This is a genomic window from Photobacterium sp. GB-36 (genome assembly GCF_003026135.1).
Taxonomy (GTDB): domain Bacteria; phylum Pseudomonadota; class Gammaproteobacteria; order Enterobacterales; family Vibrionaceae; genus Photobacterium.
The window spans coordinates 62,564-76,451 of sequence record NZ_PYNY01000013.1; the positions used below are offsets into that span (position 1 = coordinate 62,564).

The following is a 13,888-nucleotide window of genomic DNA, read 5'->3' on the forward strand; positions in this document are numbered from 1 at the left end:
GTATTTGAAATGACAATATCTGAAATTATTACAGGTAAACACGATCAAGTGTGGGCATTGGTAGACGCCAAGAGTTTCTATTGTTCTTGTGAACAGTTGTTTGATCCAACGTTAGTGAATAAGCCCTTAGTGGTACTTTCAAATAACGATGGTTGTTGTGTCGCTCTTTCTGATCAAGCGAAAGCACTGGGCATTCAACGTGGTGCGCCATGGTTTAAAGTTGAACGAGATGTCCGTATGAAAGGCGTTCAGGTACGTAGTTCAAATTACAACTTATATGCCGATATGAGTCGTCGTTTTATTGAAGAGCTATCTAAATTTTCTCCGTGTGTTGAACAATATTCAATAGATGAAGCCTTTGTTCGTCTTGATGGTTTTAAGTTAGAACAATTGCAAGATTATGGTCGCGAAATTAAAGACACTATTTATAAAAATATTGGATTACCTGTTCGTGTAGGGATTGGTGCTACAGCAACCTTGGCTAAATTGGGCAATCATGCAGCCAAAGTGTATGAGCGACAGGTGAATGGTGTCATTCAAATTGACAGTGATTATAAAAGAGAATGGTTATTAGCCCGTACAGATATTCAAAATATTTGGGGAATAGGGGCAAAAACGGCAACGAAGTTACGTACATTAGGTATTGATAATGCATTACAACTATCTCAAAAGAGCGCGCCAGAAATGCGGCGAGTATGGAATGTCGTTCTTGCACGAACAATAATGGAATTGCAAGGTGTCGCGTGCATTGCGCCTGGGGATATTGATGAAACCCGAAAACAAATTTTATCGAGTCGAAGTTTTGGGCAAGGCATTACCGAGTTTGAAGAGTTAAAATCTGCTTTGGCTTTTCATTGTCAACGAGCGGGAGAAAAACTACGAAAACAAAGAAGCCAAGCCAATATTGTTGGTGTGTTCTTACGTACTAATCGCTATAAACAACTCCCACAGCGAAACCGTAGTAGCGCAGTGGCACTTATGTGCCCAAGCCAAGATAACTATAAGTTTATTGAATCCGCAATACAGCAGCTAAAACAGCTCTATAAAGAAGGCTATGAGTATCAAAAAGTTGGTGTGATATTAGATGAACTGACGCCAGCTGAAAACAATAGTTTTCAATTAGATATGTTTGATACCAGTGCCTATGATGAAGCTAAACGTCGAGAGTTAATGGCAATCACAGATATGATGAATGCGAAGTTTAAAAATGGAATTAAACCCGCCTCTGTTATTGCAACTTCCAACTGGCATATGAAGCAAGCACATCGTTCTAATCGGTGGACTACACGACTTGATGAATTACCGATTGCGAAATGTTAAACCTCTGTCGCGGCGAATAGTTTTAAGTTGACAAAAGCCTGACCTAAATGAAGATAAGTTGTCACATAACTCGCTTAATCTCGCGTTTTTACACGAATATTAAGGTTTTATATGCGTTATCTTGCTTTGTGTTGTGCTCTGGGCGTTATCGGGATCACAGCTTGTCATTCAGATGATAAACCCGATCCCGTTACTGAGTATCAATTTGGTACAAAAACAACTTATGCGCCACAGCAGAAACGCGGTAGTTACCAACAAGCACCGCAAGGTTATGAGTTAGTTTATTCTGAGTTGGTCTCTCGTCATGGCTCCCGTGCACTTTCCAGTTTTAAATATGACGATATTTCAATGCAAATTTGGCGTGAGGCACAAAAGCAAGGTGCGCTTACTCCATTAGGTGAAAAGCTCGGTGCTGAAATCGAACGTATGACTGCAGCTAACGAAGCGTTAGGTTACGGTAATTTATCTGGTTTAGGCCATGATGAGTTGGTGGCGATTGGTAAGCGTGCAGCACAGCGCAATCATTCTTTGGTTGATCAAGCAATAGAAAATCAACGTCATGTTGTGGTGGAATATTCAGGTAAAGATCGCGCACTGGCAAGTGCCAATGCTTTTACTGAAGGTTTGACAGAAAATAACCAAGATCTCGCCGATTTACTGTTAGAACCAAAAGTTAACAAAGCGCAGTTGTATTTCCATAAAGAAAACAAAGAATACAATGACTATGTTGATCACGACGCTGCATTAAGAGCGGCTATTGATCGTTTATTCGATAGCGAGAAATCTCATCAAGTAGCACAAGCAGTATTAGAAAGTCTCTATAGTCCTGAGTTTGTACAACAAATAGTAAATGGTGAACTGAAGTTTTATTCAACAGAAGAGCCTGATGAGTTATTGGCAGAAAATGAAGTCGATGCAGTAATACATTTGTTTAACCTCTACTTAATTGCGCCAGGTATGGCACAAGAAGCAGGTGAAGAGCCTTGGCACTTTGAGCAATTCTTTACTCCAGAAGAAACTCAATGGTTAAGCTATGTATTAGATGGTGAAGATTTTTATGAAAAAGGCCCAAGCTTTAACAATACTGATATTACTTACAAGATGGCATCGGTATTGGTTGATGACTTTTTCAATGAAATCGAAAAAATTAAACAAGGTAATGAGCAGGCGGCACTAAAGGTACGTTTTGCCCATGCTGAAACTATCATGCCTTTTGCTGCCAATATGCAATTGAAAGGTAGTGAAGAGGGTGTTGATCCTCAAACGACCTTTAGCTACGACAACAATGATTGGCACGGTAAATGGGTAGCACCTTATAGCAGTAATATTCAGTGGGATGTGTATCGTGGTGAAGCTGATGATTTGCTTGTGAAAATGCTTTATAACGAGAAAGAAATTGGCTTTAAATCATCATGTCACCCTATTGAGGCTGGGAGCTATTTCTATCGCTTTAGTGAATTAAAGCGTTGCTATAAGCAATAATCGCTAACCGAGTTGATGCTCTATCTGTATCGTAAGAGCCAAATAGTATGTTTGCTTTTTAATACTCACATTTAATAACGAGTATTTGATAGACTATTTTACTCTATCAAATACTCAATCGATATTTTTCAACCTTCATCACTCTATTACTATTAATCAGCAGATAGGAGTGAAGTATGAAAAAATGGTTAGATAAAAATAATGATAAAAAGCTTAGAATTACAGCGGCATTGATTGCGATTGGGCTAATAGTTGCTTCGCTAATGACATCAGGATTAATCAGTGCAATTTGCGATTTAATCGCCTTTGTTATTCTTATTACAGTGGTATGGCTTAAAGTTGATGAGAGTAAACATCACGCAATTCAAACTGTATCTAGATCTGATCGGGTTGAAATTGAACCATAATACTGTGAGTTCGTAATGTTGATTTATTGATAACTTCTATTTAGTTTTTTAATAGGGGATTTACATTTTAGAAGAGTAAATGGTCTTATTTCAATCATTACAAAACTAGAAAGTGATGATTAATTATTCGATATATTTCTATTAAACTGCTTATATACCTATTTTTCAGCAATTTACCTTCACTTTTTGCTATTTAGTCCCTCCATTTGCTATGGTTTCAGAAGTTGTACTGTTTACCTATGTAAAAGGAATACTTATGCGCTTGCTTATAGGGCTATTAGTTTCTCTACTTCTCTGTTTTTCTGTACAGGCAAGTGAAAAAAAATACTCAGAAACGGACATGTTAGAAAAGCCGTTCATGGAACGTTATATTCTTGATGAATTGAAAGATTTACGTGAATCACAGCAAGATCTTGAACGTCGAATGGTGATAGAAATTACCGATCGCGAATTATCAGTTGCCGATAAGTCATTAAATTATGCGAATGTCACCGTCACTTACTTTTTCTACATTATTGCAGGTGTCGCATCTCTTATCGCTTTTGTTGGCTGGCAGTCTCTTCGTGAGTTCAAAAGTAACACCACTGAAATGGCGGATAAACGATTAGAGAAGATTGCCCAAGAATATGAGAAGAAGTTCTTGGCGCTTGAACGAGATTTAAAACGTAAAACACGCATTATTAGTGAAAATAATAAAGAAATTGAGAAAATTAACGAAATTCATAACCTTTGGTTACGTGCGCAAAGTTCTCAAACACCAGAACAACGTATTGGCGTGTATGACGAAATTTTACTTATTCGCCCCGGTGATCTTGAAGCGTTAACCTATAAAGCAGATGCGGCAATGGAAATTAAGGAATACCATTGGGCGCTGAGCTTATGTAATCGAGTGTTGGAGGTAGATGACACCAATGGTCCTGCACTTTATCAGCGTGCTTGTGCTTATTCTCGATTAGGGATTGAAGAGCAAGCGATTGAAGATCTAGAGCGTGCGATTATTGCAAGCCCATCTATTCGTGATTTAATTGCGGATGAGCCTGATCTTGATATTCTTCATGGTAACGGCCGTTTTGACTTGTTGTTATATTCACCTGAATAAACAAAATTGTATTTATCCTTTTTAATTAAGATCTCTATCACGAAGCGGCAAAATGATAGCCGCTTTTTTATTTATCCGTGTTTCTTGTTATATAAAATAGCCGCGCCATCAGATACTTTATTTATTATATTGAAATGTCTATTGGTATTAGAGGCAAGGATGAGCAGCAAACTATCAGATTTCTCCGTACATTTACCCATCAACCCAGAACTTGTCCAATTTCAGCAAAGTGTTAAAGAAAAGCTGTATGACTTTAACCATGCTCGACCATCAGAAGACGAAAAATATCATCGCATCCTGTCTGAGTTATTGGGTTCGGTAAATGGCGTTACTATTCTTCCGCCATTTTATTGTGATATGGGAAAGAATATACATTTCAAACGTGGTGGTTTTCTTAATGCAGGCGTTAAAATTTTAGATATTGCTCCAGTGATGCTTGGAGAGTTCGTTCAAATTGGACCGAATGTGGTTATTAGTACAGCAGGTCATCCATTAGATATTGCTGAAAGAGTCTTACCTATTGCCGCTGCTAATCCTATCACTATTGGTGATAATGTATGGATAGGAGCCGGAGCCATAATATTAGACGGGGTTACTATTGGTGATAGAAGTGTCATTGGTGCAGGTAGTATTGTAACGAAAGATATTCCTGCAGACTCTGTTGCTGTAGGTAATCCCTGTCGAGTAGTAAAAAAAATCGAGCATAGTGCTATACCATCAGAAGAAGAATTAGAAGAGATGTGGCGTCCAATTATGGAAATGTAATACTCAAGGCTGCTAACCAGCGTATAAAAACAAAGAGCCAGACATATAGTCTGGCTCTTTGTTTAGACAATAGCGAAAAGTTAAGGGATAAACATTTCGATATATATTAATGAGGATATACCAATAGCAAGCCAGAGTAGCACACCTAATAACATCGGTTTTGGACCCGCATTTCTCAGCTTATTAACAGTGATCCCAGAGCCGATTAAGAATAGACACACCACCAGCAAACGTTTCGAAGCTGTAAATATCACATCGTAAACAGATTGAAATTGCGGTAAAAAGTGCGCAATTAAAATAGCAACACAATATAAAACGATAAAGTAAGGTACCGCGATTTTCTTGCTGTTCCCTTTAAAAATTAAAGCACTGATAAAAGCGACAGGGATGATCCATAATGCACGCGCTAACTTTAACGTTGTTGCTGTTTTTAAGGCTTCATCCCCGTAAGAACCAGCTGCACCGACAACAGATGAAGTGTCGTGAATGGCAATCGCTGCCCATGTTCCGAAAGCGTGCTGGCTCATGTCCAATAAATGACCAATAGCCGGGAATACAAACAGTGCGACAGCGTTTAAGACAAATACCGTTGCTAAGGCAAGTGATGTTTGCTCATCTTTTGCATTAATAGCAGGGGAAACCGCTGCAATAGCGCTACCACCACAAATTGCAGTACCAGAGGCAATTAAATGACCGGTTTTCTTATCTAGTGATAAAAAGTGAGTAGCAATCCAGCCTAGAAGTAGCGTAAAGAAAATAGAGCAAATGATTAAACCTAATCCAGCTTTACTGGCTTCAATTGCCTCATTTAAATGGATACCAAAGCCCAAACCTATAATGGAATAAGATAAAAGTTTTTTGGTTAGGGCAGCGATATTAAATTGTGAAGGGACTAAACCAAAACTGGCAAGAAGAAAACCAAGGATTAAAGCGATTGGCGAACTGATAATAGGCAGTAAACATAATAACGCAGTACAAATAAATATCGCGTCTATTGGTCGTAGACGTTTGAGGTTATCAATGATGGGCATAGTAATAGCGATAAAAATATAATTATAATTAAAAATATTATACGCTGAATACTGAACAGTTTAGAGTTAAATAGACTGAGTGTGGGGTTAAGAAAAACTTAACATAAGTAAGGGTTTATTTTTTAACCCAATCCCCCGTTTTAGTTTGAAAATACTGTCCCGGTAAAGTTTTCTCTACCGCTTTTTCTTGTGCCATGCTACTCACTTCATCTAATGATAGATTATTTTTTTTGCTGATATGCAAGTAGCCTTGTTGGCGTTTGCTATTCACGGAATCAATTAAGGCACGTAAAGACGGTGAAGGAGTAGGTTGTACACTGGCCACATACCCATTATTTGCCTCACCAATCAGTCCGTGCTGTTTAGCTTGTTGTAACGTTAATGCATGAGCCACTGACGACAATAGCAATAGCCCACTAAGTACACTCAGAACGAATTTAAAATATATCTTTGTCATTGAATAGCTCATTAATTTCACGATCGGCTTTCACATTGATTTCATGCTTAATATTGATGTTAAGGTTAATAACGATCGGCTTTTCTGAAAGTGCAACCTCAACCTTTGGTGTACAGCCACTGATTACAATAATACTCGAAAGGCCTAATAGCAGAAAAGCGGCTTTTACTGCTGAAAAATGACCATCAGAGCGACTCTTATTGTCTTGATTTTGGCAATGTTTGTTATAGGTAATCATATCTGGTAGTTGTCTTCTTATTCTTGAATGCCAAGTTGTTGTTTGATTTGAGCGACTAAATGTGATGAATAAATCAAATCTTTTGAGCGCAATAATTTAGGGATATTGTCATTTAAATTAATGTTTAAGTGGATCGGACGTCCGTTCTGGAAGTCTGGGCTTTGACCTTTGATTTCTGTTATTAATGAAAGGTCGCCATTTTTAGCGTAATCAAAGGTAAGAGCAATACTATTATAATGGTAATTTTCTAAAACCTTTACAATATTGAGCGGACTTGACGCGCCCGCCTCTTTAATTTTTTTATCAAGGCTTGAGCCTTCAATGTAGCGTAATACGCCGCCGGGTGTACGGGTATCGAGCGAAGCGTTACGTATCACAATACTGCGATTATCAAGTGCAATAGGAATAATACCATCCACTTTTCCTGTTAGTTCAATATTGTCTTGATCCGCAATCGCCATGACACGTTTTAAATCAATCCCCGTTACCTTTAAAGGAACTTCTTTAATATTACTCAGGCTAGTGATAGTGAGTGGTGTAATAGTGACATTTCCCCCGTAAAGCTCAGTTGAACCGTGTGCAATATGGTAATACTGTTTTGCGGTATCAAAATCAGCAACAAAACGAGGGTTTGACATCGGAATACCCAGATCAAGATAATCGGCTGAGATTTCCAGCGGTGATTGTGTTTTCACATTAGAATCAATCAGCGTTAATTCTACATTGCTATCAACGTTACCAAAGCGATAACTTTCATACGCACCTGTAATGCCTTTACTTGATAGTTCAATAGAGCCTGTAATTTGTGCATCTTTATTTATATGAATATCGGCACTCGTGGTTAACTGACCATGGGTAATATTTAAATCAATCGGCAATATAGGAATGTAATAGCTTTTGAGATCTTGCTCTGGTGTAAAATCAAATGTGTGACGTTGTAACTTTATGTGAGAGTTCCCAGTGTCAAAGTTAGCGTGTAAATCAATATCTGCAAATAAAGCCTTTCTGCTGTTTTTAAATTGATTGTTGAGGGTTAACTCATTGCCTAATAACTGTACGTGGCCATCACTGTAAATTTTACCCAGTTTTAATTGATTACGTTGAACATTAAATACAATACCGTAATCAGACCTAATGATCAGTGGTTTAAGAATAACGTCACTATCTGTATTGTGGTTTATATTATCTGATGTATCGATGATAGACGCGGTTAAAAAAGCCTCTGGATTATCAATTTCGTTACGTAATGGCGCAGTGAAATGTGATGCTCCCGCACAAACATTCAATTGTGGTAGAGCCGTCGCTGAGTAGACGTTATCTTTAATTAACGCTTCAACACTGTATGCGTGACTATGCTTATACGGTGGAGTAGGAATACTTCGCATGACAGGATTGCACACTTTAGATGACGGATCTTTATTTGTACTATCCGTATTAGGCTTCACGTTTTCTAATGACGTGTCATCGTCTAATTTCAAATCTTGGCTAAGATAAAAATTATTAACTTTGATCCCTAGATCTGCGCGATAGCGACTTAATGATGGATGCCTGTTTTCATCTGAATGAGCTCCTTCTTGGCGGTTTACTACAAATTCAGAATTCAGTGATGCCTTTGTTTCTGCTGGTTGGTAAATGGTAAATGTACCAATAGTACCTTGTTTATTTTGTGTATAGAGTCCGACTAATGAATCTAACTGGAAGTTAACATTCTTACTTTGGCTCTTTTGAAAGCCAGGAATACTTTGAACATCAACATTATCCATTGAAATATTATTCTTAGCCATTTTTGCGACTAAGAGGTTGTTAGCCCATGTTGCTACCATGTTGGTGCGAAAATTGAAGTTTTTAATCAAACTATTAGGCATGGGATAAATCTTATCGGCTTTAGCTTCAATCTCTGCATTAATATGACATTGCAAATTAGGGTAAAGACAGCTGAGATCTTTAAAATTTAGTTTGATAGCCGATTGCGTTTTTTTATTAACAAAACTAATTTTTTTACTGTCATCTTTCAAATTGACACGTAGTAGCTTGTCGTAGAAATTCACGTTAAATTCGATTTTGCCATCACTGATCATTTTAACATCAGCAAGTTGTTTGTTTTTACGTTGTTCTGCGTGCTCACCATTAAATTTTTTGAATAAGCCTGCTGGGAGAGCGTACTTGTTTAAGGCGATCTCAAAAGATTCAGGTAATTCAAATCCTACATCATAATAAGCGGTAGCAAGTTTGTTGTTAAGCAGCATGCTTTTATTCTTAGGCGCATCAATAGGAGCTGATGTTTGTTTAGCCCAAAAGCGCAGTGGGCCATTGATCTTTGCGTTAGGCAGTTCAGTTAGGCCTAGACGATCTGTAAATTCTTTGGTGTCTTTGAAGTTAGCATTACAATTGAAGTAAGTAGGTAATGGTTGTTTAAAGAGGATTTTAGATTCACAGTAAAGGTTGTTACCGTCACTGCGTGTTAGGTGGGTATTAACCCATGCATCAATTTTAGTTAAGTGACGAACTGTCACATCAAGATCGTAGGGATTAGGCGCAAGTGCTTTACCACGAACAATAAATTTCGCTTTTGTTCGCGCTTCTTCTGTGACGTTAAGATCTTTTGCTTGTTGTTTCGCTTGATCTATTGCCTTTTTTCTATCAATTTGTTTCTGTGTCGCCAGTTTTTTAGCTGTTTTCTTTTTATGCTTTTTTTGTTCAGTCTTACCTTCTGTATTTGCGAGTGGTGTTTCTAAAACCACCTTCGCATCTAAAATTAAATCACCGTAAGTAAAAGATTTCACTTTAAATTTGTGCATCGGCAATTGCGCAAGGTTGGCAATGGTTTGTCCTAAGTGGTAGCCCTTATTATTAATATCGGCACGCTCAACAAATTGCGGCAAATATTTAGGTTCTTCAATATGAAATTTATCAGTGGTTAACACCATAGAGTCTATTGGATCATGGAAATCAATCGCGAAAGCCATTTTCGTGATGATTTGCTTTTCTAAAATTGAATATAAGGTTTCCCACTCTGGAACCAAAGAGCCAATATTAATTTTGAGTGGAGTTGAATCCTTCTTCCAAGCAATAGAAAAATCACCATCGTTAAAAGGTAAACGATAATGAGGAGAGGGATTATAGTCAGGGAAAAACAGGGTTATCACACCGTGCTTTACTGTGCCAGATAATGCAATATCAGGATCACTATTAAAATCTACGTTAACATCTTCTAGTATCTGGATAGCGTTAGGCCACCCACTTACACTGTTAGTATGCAGCGCTGATGCTGTTACTTTTCGCGCATGGGCTGAAAAACGAAAAGGTGTCTTAAAATGCGTAAACTTAAAATCAGCATCCCAAAAGTGTATGTAGTTAAGTTGTACATTGTTCTCTTTAAGCATTGATTTTGCTGCAGGAGGAAGTACCAGTTTCGTTTTTGTTGCCACTATATGATACGACACTTCTCCACTGGTTTTATCGAGACGTCGTTGAAGAGATAAATTGTTAAACTCTAATTTTGTATCATTAATACTGACAGAGATTTTCTTGGCAGAAAGACCATGTTTGAAATGTAACCCTGAAACGCTGTTAAGGTGGATCCCTTTACTGTTCAGCCAGATAGAAAGTACGACAGGCGGAAGCGTTGTGAAAAGTAAAATCGTCCAAAATAGAAAGCGACGGAATCGCTTAGGCTGCGAAACCGCATTAGTATGATCATTCTTACTTATATCTGAGTTTGTTTCTGCTTTATTATCTTTTTGACTGCCATTCGACATAGAATACAAACTCATCCGTAAAAGTGTAACAACACAATGTAAATCGTTATCATGTTATTGATATTAAAGATTATAGCCCTATAGTAAAGTGATTGTTTTTTGCTTTGTCATATTTGGGTTATTTATAGCTTTAAATATTGATTTGCAATGAATATATCATTCATATCAGCTTGCTTATCGTTATTCGGCAAGATAATGCAACCAGCCTTGATTAATGACAGAAAAATATTCAGGACAACGCTCTTTTTGCTGTTGGCGTTCAGAGACGGGTAACTCATCGAATATACGTTGATAACGGTTAGGGTTACTACCATACACTAAACATAAAATATTATAGTAACGCTGCAAGTCTAAACTGTGCTCGCTGACAAAATCCGCGTCATCAAAACTGTCTATATCCAGATCTTCTAACGCAAATAAATCGGCGGAGTTCATCGCTATTTCATCTCCTCTTGCGATATCGTTAAGTAATAGGATAGTCGCAAAGTTATCAATGGAATCTTCCTCTTTGCCTAAAATGGGTATTGCTCTATCAAGAATATAAGCATGACCAATTTCATGTAGTAGGGTATGTAATAATGCATCTTCTGTTGCTTGATTTAACTCTCGTTGATTGTTGATCAAGCCTTTATTTTTAAAACGTTTACGGACTTCAATGACAAATTGATAGGGAATGTGGATCGAATTTTTCTCAGGATCGAACAGTGGGCCATCTTTAGAACCGAACACAACCTGTAAACTGGGTGAGAAAATAAAACGACGTTGGCTAAGTTGTTTGATGGTGTCGAGTACAGGAGATTGTTCTATAAATTGTTCAATTTGTTGCTGTCCAGCTGCTGGTGGTAAAAAGCGATAAGTGATAGTTGGAGCAGGTTCAAGTGCTAATCCGTACTGATCATCAAGAGGAATGTTGGTACCAATATTTTTGGTCGTTCCTGCGTAAGTAAAATGCGATAGAAACAAAAAGCTCATGATAGTGGTGAGTAAATATAAATAATGACGTGTTTTATATCCCTCAGTGTTTAGATAGTTATACACAGTAACACCTCACATAATTCGGATAACTGTCTTTAAAGTGAAAATTATAGTGTATAAGGCATTTTTGTTAGCTAAATATGCTACGGCTTTAAAGATAATTTTATCAATACGTTTGATATTCTCAGTTTTAAAACAAATTACTGTAGTTTATAAATTTAAGTGCAATTAATTGCTTATTCTATATAAGGCTACAAGCTATGGACATTTTGGGTTAACTGAAGTGATCGCCGTCATATCTGCCGTTATTACTCAATAATAAAAGGCTAATACATTATGAATATCTCCAATATTTCAATAAGAAATAAGCTACTAATAAGTAATGGCTTCGTTATTTTTTTACTTGGCGTTTTATTTACCATTGTATGGAATGCAATTAATACAATGGAGCAAACATCCAAAAAAGTAGAACACACATATAAAGTTATCGATCATGCGAATGGGCTTGTTAGTGCGATGATTGATCAAGAAACAGGACTGCGCGGTTTTGCTATTGGTGGGCAAACTGAATATTTAGAACCTTATGTGAGTGGTAAAGATAGGTTCAAAAAAGATCTTAATATTGTTAAACAATTGACCAGTGATAATCCAACACAACAACGACGGTTTGATAAAGTCGAGAGTGATGCGATGAACTGGCAAAAGTATGCAGAAAATATCATTAAGCTTCGAAAAGATATTAAAAGTGGTGAGAATGCAGCCATTGAAATCGATGAACTATTAGCTTCTGGAATGGGGAAGAAGCTTATGGATCAGATTCGAGTTGAAGTAAAAGATAGAAAGTTTGGCTATAAAAGCACTGATGTACTCCAAGCGTTAATTAATATGGAAACAGGATTACGTGGTTATATCATTAATAAAGATGAAGCTTACCTTGAGCCGTATTACATCGGTAAGAAAGAGTTAGAAAATATATTTAAATTCAACAAGTTTGAAGATAGAAACGTCAATGCTTGGATTAATAATTATGCTGAGGTTGCAATTAAGCTGATAAAAAATGGGCTTGATTACAAAGTGATGGAAGATTTATACCAAGAGCTTTCAACGAAGCAAGGCAAGATCTACATGGACGAACTGCGTACTAAAGTGAATGATATCATCGTAGTTGAAAAAGACTTAATGCAGCAACGTAAAATATCGGCAGAAAATGCTGCGGATTTAGCAACCAAAGTGATTACTTGGGGGGGAATCATTACAGCGATTCTTACCTTGATTATTGGCATTATTATTTCGAAAACCATCACTGGACCAATAGGACGAGCGGTTGTTGCCGCAAAAGAGCTCGCTAACGGTAATTTAACGATTCAAATCAAGCCAAATGGTAATAATGAAGTAGGTGTATTACTCACTGCGTTGCAAACAACAGCAGATAGCTTAAAACAAATCATTTTAAAAATGAGTAATGCGAGTGATCAACTTGGAAATGCATCAGATAATTTAACCACGATAACGACGCAATCAAGCCAAGGTGTGAAAGAACAACAACATATGACAGATGAAGTGGCAGTGGCGATGAATCAAATGTCTATGTCAGTTCAAGAAGTTGCACAGAATGCCTTTTCAGCCGCTCAATTCGCTAATGAAGCAAATAGGGAAGCGCAATCAGGGATTATCATTGTTAAAGATACAATAGAAGGTATCCATCAACTTGATGAAGAAATAAACCTCACCTCAGTACGGTTAAATCAATTGGTGCAAGAGACTGAAAATATAGGTGGAATTTTAGATGTTATTCGCGGCATCGCAGATCAAACGAATTTGCTGGCTTTAAATGCTGCAATTGAAGCGGCACGAGCTGGCGATCAAGGGCGAGGTTTTGCTGTTGTGGCTGATGAAGTCAGAGAGTTAGCAAAACGCACGCAAGATTCAACGACAGAAATTCAAGTATTAATTGAAAAAGTGCAGCTAGGCACTAACGAACTAGTTGTCAGCATGGATAAGAGCAATAACTTTGTGAAAGAAAGTGTTGTGAATGCGACGAAATCCCGAGATGCGTTTGGCGTGATCAGCGAATCTATAGCCAAGATCAACGATATGAATACACAAAGTGCTAATGCTTCAGAAGAGCAAAGTACAACGACTGAAGAAATAAATAGAAACATGGAAACGGTGAATATGATTTCTCAGCAAAGTGCTCAAAGCGTTAATGAAACCGTTAAATCCACCCAAGAATTATCTGATTTATCATCACAGCTACATTATATAATTCGTCAATTTAAAGTTTAACGTTAGATGTTGAATATAAGCAATAAAATCAAAAAGGCAGCAATTTGATGATTTCATCGAATGGCTGCCT

General features: G+C 37.4%; 11 protein-coding genes. 6 read left to right on the plus strand and 5 right to left on the minus strand.

The features are described from left to right. Positions 1-9 precede the first annotated feature (9 nt). The 5 genes from C9J46_RS13030 (at position 10) to C9J46_RS13050 (ending at position 5,073) form a co-directional block, all read left to right on the plus strand. Positions 10-1,320 carry a Y-family DNA polymerase gene (locus C9J46_RS13030; RefSeq protein ID WP_107291007.1) on the plus strand — a complete coding sequence of 437 codons (1,311 nt, stop codon included), beginning with the start codon at positions 10-12 and terminating at the stop codon, positions 1,318-1,320. A gap of 111 nt (positions 1,321-1,431) precedes the next feature. Further along, a complete protein-coding gene (locus C9J46_RS13035) occupies positions 1,432-2,802 on the plus strand; it encodes a histidine-type phosphatase (RefSeq protein WP_107291008.1) in 1,371 nt (456 codons plus the stop codon). 176 nt (positions 2,803-2,978) lie between these two features. Further along, on the plus strand, positions 2,979-3,209 hold the full coding sequence (locus C9J46_RS13040; RefSeq protein ID WP_107207901.1) for a hypothetical protein: 231 nt from the start codon (positions 2,979-2,981) through the stop codon (positions 3,207-3,209). Between the two features lie 256 nt (positions 3,210-3,465). Continuing rightward, positions 3,466-4,308 (plus strand): tetratricopeptide repeat protein, encoded by an 843-nt coding sequence (locus C9J46_RS13045; protein WP_107207902.1) that lies wholly within the window; start codon positions 3,466-3,468, stop codon positions 4,306-4,308. 159 nt (positions 4,309-4,467) lie between these two features. Beyond that, a complete protein-coding gene (locus C9J46_RS13050) occupies positions 4,468-5,073 on the plus strand; it encodes a sugar O-acetyltransferase (RefSeq protein WP_107287874.1) in 606 nt (201 codons plus the stop codon). 80 nt (positions 5,074-5,153) lie between these two features. Here C9J46_RS13050 and C9J46_RS13055 read toward each other — a convergent pair whose 3' ends face one another. The 5 genes from C9J46_RS13055 to C9J46_RS13075 all read right to left on the minus strand — a co-directional run bounded on the left by C9J46_RS13055 (position 5,154) and on the right by C9J46_RS13075 (position 11,595). Further along, the gene (locus C9J46_RS13055; protein WP_107247435.1) at positions 5,154-6,104 is read right to left on the minus strand and encodes a YeiH family protein; all 951 of its coding nucleotides are present in this window, start codon (positions 6,102-6,104) and stop codon (positions 5,154-5,156) included. A 115-nt stretch (positions 6,105-6,219) separates the two neighbouring features. Continuing rightward, positions 6,220-6,561, minus strand: coding sequence for a YdbL family protein (locus tag C9J46_RS13060; protein WP_107291009.1), 342 nt, complete (start codon positions 6,559-6,561; stop codon positions 6,220-6,222). Continuing rightward, on the minus strand, positions 6,542-6,799 hold the full coding sequence (locus C9J46_RS13065) for a YnbE family lipoprotein (RefSeq protein WP_107287872.1): 258 nt from the start codon (positions 6,797-6,799) through the stop codon (positions 6,542-6,544). Before C9J46_RS13065 ends, C9J46_RS13060 begins: the two co-directional genes overlap by 20 nt. A 17-nt stretch (positions 6,800-6,816) precedes the next feature. After that, a complete protein-coding gene (locus tag C9J46_RS13070) occupies positions 6,817-10,557 on the minus strand; it encodes a YdbH domain-containing protein (protein WP_107291010.1) in 3,741 nt (1,246 codons plus the stop codon). A 180-nt stretch (positions 10,558-10,737) separates the two neighbouring features. Further along, the gene (locus C9J46_RS13075; protein WP_107207910.1) at positions 10,738-11,595 is read right to left on the minus strand and encodes a DUF4344 domain-containing metallopeptidase; all 858 of its coding nucleotides are present in this window, start codon (positions 11,593-11,595) and stop codon (positions 10,738-10,740) included. Positions 11,596-11,868: 273 nt separating this feature from the next. Here C9J46_RS13075 and C9J46_RS13080 point away from each other — a divergent pair, with 273 nt between their 5' ends. Then, a complete protein-coding gene (locus tag C9J46_RS13080; RefSeq protein ID WP_107291011.1) occupies positions 11,869-13,818 on the plus strand; it encodes a CHASE3 domain-containing protein in 1,950 nt (649 codons plus the stop codon). Positions 13,819-13,888 lie beyond the last annotated feature (70 nt).